We start from the raw sequence: 3,140 nt of genomic DNA on the forward strand, positions 1-3,140 counted from the left end.
GGCTATGCTTGAGAGCCTCTCCTCCCGCAAAGGTAAAAGCAGGAGAACCTCTAAATCCAAGATTTACCAGTTCCTTGAAGTAGACTTTATGGCTCTCGGAGTAAAAAACAAAACCGAAGGACTAAAACTAATCTCATACTTCGTTCAAAAAGAATACGGCTCGTGGGAAAACCTTGAACAAAAAACCCGCCCCAGAAAAGAGAAGCCCAAATACAGAACCACAAAAGGCAAGATACAAAGAGAGCTCGCAACCTTGGCAATAGACGCCACCGGCTACACCTTCAAGCTCAAAGAGAAAAACAAAGAGTATCAGGTCTCCGTATTCTTGGCCTGCGACGTTTACTCAGGATGCCTATACCCCGAGCCTTTGCTTGTGGACAACACCGAAAAACAGGTCCTCTTTTACAACAAAGCCTTCAACTCAAGAAACCTTGCCAAGTGGCTGATTGAGATATTCCTTGACTGGGGAGTTCCTCAGAAGATAATCTCCGACAAAGACCCAGTCATCAGAAACGAATACATAAAGAGCGCCTTCTACCTTCTTGGTATTGAGCACACCTTCACCAAGCACCCTAACCAAAACCCCATAGAGAGGTATATCCGTGAAATCAAGGAATGGCTGGGAGCGGATTTAGAGAGGGTAAACACCAAGGAGGAGATAATAGAACGCTTCAGAACCGCCATAGACAGGTTCAACAAAACACACCACCGCTTTGACCACTTCAAAGAGCCCGTCATCCCCGAAGAGATACTGCCCGCAAGCTTGAGGGAGTATGTAAAGGAAGAGGAAAACAAGATAAGGCAGTCCTTCATGGAGTGTGCGATAAGAACCGTGAGGAATTCAACCATCACGTGGGACGGCTACAAGTACAGCTTCAACCTCCCCGCCCGCTTGAGGGAGGGAGAGATAGGAAGGCAGGTCGCAGTCCCCAAGGTCCTTGTAAGAAGGCACGTTGACAACGCAAGCTATTTAGAAGTTTACGACCGCAGAACCAAGGAGTTCTTAGGAAACGCCAACCTCTTCTCCCAAGACGTTCCGACAGTTGACCCGACCGAAAGGAAAGACCTCAAAGACAGGGAAAAGAGGGCAAGGAAGAGGGAGAAGAAGCTTGAAAGAGAGCTTGAGAAGATAAGAGGCTTTAGCTTCACGTCAACCAACACGCCTGTGCCTGAAGAGGAAGAGGAGGAGACCATTGATGTCTCCATCCTCTCTAAACTCGCCCGAGAGTTTGAAGACTGAAAAGGAGGTGAAGCGATGCCAAAAAGCTTACCAAAACTGCACACCTACTACATTATGGAGGAAGTTATTCTCGCCATCAAGAGCATGAGCACCCAGAGAAGCTTTCCCCTTCACGCACTTTTGTATGCAGACTGGGGTGTAGGAAAAACAAAAGCAAAAACCCAGATACTTGACAACCTTCAAGGAGTTTACGCTTTCACTCTTGAAAACAGAAGAGAATACAGCCCCTATTATTTGCTTTCCACTATCCTTGAAGATGCCTTCTCTATAGGTGCTCAGGGAAGGCAAAAAGCACTTGAAAAGCTCCTTTCTTCCTACCTTGACGCCAAAGGAATTATAGCCCCCGTTCTCATAGTTGACGAAGCCCAGTTCGCCTTCAAACACCCCTCAGTCCTTGACTTTTTCAAATATCTCTCCGAACACCCACGTATAGGCTTTTCTTACCTCTTCCTTGTGAACGAAGATGTAAATCTCCATCATCCTCTCGGAGAGAGGATAGTCATCCGTAGAGCCATCCCTCCTATGACGGAGAAAACCGCCCTTGAGCTTGCAAGCTTCCACGGGGTAGAGATAGAACCTGAAGGCCTCAAGCTCCTTCTTGAGAGGAAGGTAAGAACCCTTGAGCTTGACAATCTTCTCTTCATGGCAAAGACCGCAGGTATTGAGAGGTTAGACCTCAAAAACCTCAAGGCTCTGTTGAAAAAGCTCAGGGAGGAAGGACTGACATGATGCCTCATCACATCATGGAAAAGGCGATGAAGCTAAAAGCCTTCCAGCTGTGGGAGCTTGTAGAGGAGCTCCGCAAGGACTGGGAGTTCTTACTCAGCCCTAAGCAGATAAAGGACAGAGTAAGGACATGGGTAAGGAACAACCTTCAGACAGGCTTTCTGGAGGTAGTCAGCACAGACCCTCTGATAGTATCACTCTCCGAATACAAAGACAACTGGCAATCCCACCTCCGATACAGAACCTGCCCCACCTGCGGTAAGAGCTTCCTGCCCCAAAAGTCCCAGACCCTTTACTGCTCACCCGCCTGCGCAAGCAAAGAGTATGCAAAACGCAAGCGGCAAAAAGTGAAGCCTCCAAAGAGAGCACCCAGAAAGTGGACTCAAGAGGAGCTTGAGCGATTGAGGAAAGAGTATCAGGAAAAGGGCAGGCTGACAGCCCAAGACCTCAGAAAGCTCTCCAAAGAGCTCAGACGCTCCTTCAAGGCGGTCATGCACAAGTACTACGAGGTGGTAAAGCAATGAGACTAAAAACCATCCTCAAAGAGCTTGAGCAGTTCTTTGAGCTCTACTCTCAAGGAAAGAAAGCCAAAGCCTTTGAGACTCTCCTCAGACTCAAGAACCGCATAGAGCTAAAGCTCAAAGAAGAGGAAGAAAAACAAAGAGAGAAAAACCCGAAGGCACACGAGCTTGCAAAGTGGTACTGGGGACTCTGGGAAGGTAGAATCCCCGAAGGAAACTTCGCAAGGGTCGTAAACGTCTTCAAGTCCCTTTTAGAGGAGTTCAAGCTCTCAGAAGAGGAGATAAAGGACTCCTACCGCTGGTGGCTGAACCTCAGAAAAGAAGAAGTGCCTCTAAACCTCCAGAAAACCTACTCAATAGTTCTGACCCAGAAAGAGACCCGCTCTATTACGGACTTCAGAGGAAAGCTCAGATACGTGATGGGACTGAAGAGAGAGATGGAGGGAACTCAGGAATGGGGAGAGACAAGGGGGAGGGAGTACTACCAAAAGCTGTGGGACGAAGAGGATGAGCTGAGGTGGTGAGCCATGATGGTGGCAAAGAGCAAAGAAGAGCTTGAAAGGATGTATGAACACGTGATAGAAGAGGATACATTCTTCTGGGTGAAGACCGAAAAGGGCTACGCCAAAGTCCTGAAGCCCAGAACACTTCAG

The 3,140-nt window shown here is 48.1% G+C and carries 4 protein-coding genes; all 4 read left to right on the plus strand.

The features are described 5' to 3' along the window. Positions 1–1,240 (plus strand): hypothetical protein (locus tag AC1HCM_RS06310; RefSeq protein WP_479460921.1); only part of this gene is annotated, 1,240 nt, incomplete at its 5' end. Positions 1,241–1,255: 15 nt separating this feature from the next. Then, positions 1,256–1,969, plus strand: coding sequence for an AAA family ATPase (locus AC1HCM_RS06315; RefSeq protein WP_479460922.1), 714 nt, complete (start codon positions 1,256–1,258; stop codon positions 1,967–1,969). Between the two features lie 14 nt (positions 1,970–1,983). Next, positions 1,984–2,490: a hypothetical protein gene (locus AC1HCM_RS06320; RefSeq protein ID WP_479460923.1), complete on the plus strand. Its 507-nt coding sequence runs from the start codon at positions 1,984–1,986 to the stop codon at positions 2,488–2,490. Continuing rightward, positions 2,487–3,011, plus strand: coding sequence for a hypothetical protein (locus tag AC1HCM_RS06325; protein WP_479460924.1), 525 nt, complete (start codon positions 2,487–2,489; stop codon positions 3,009–3,011). Before AC1HCM_RS06320 ends, AC1HCM_RS06325 begins: the two co-directional genes overlap by 4 nt. The last annotated feature ends 129 nt before the right edge of the window (positions 3,012–3,140 follow it).

Source organism: Hydrogenivirga sp. (assembly GCF_056450045.1).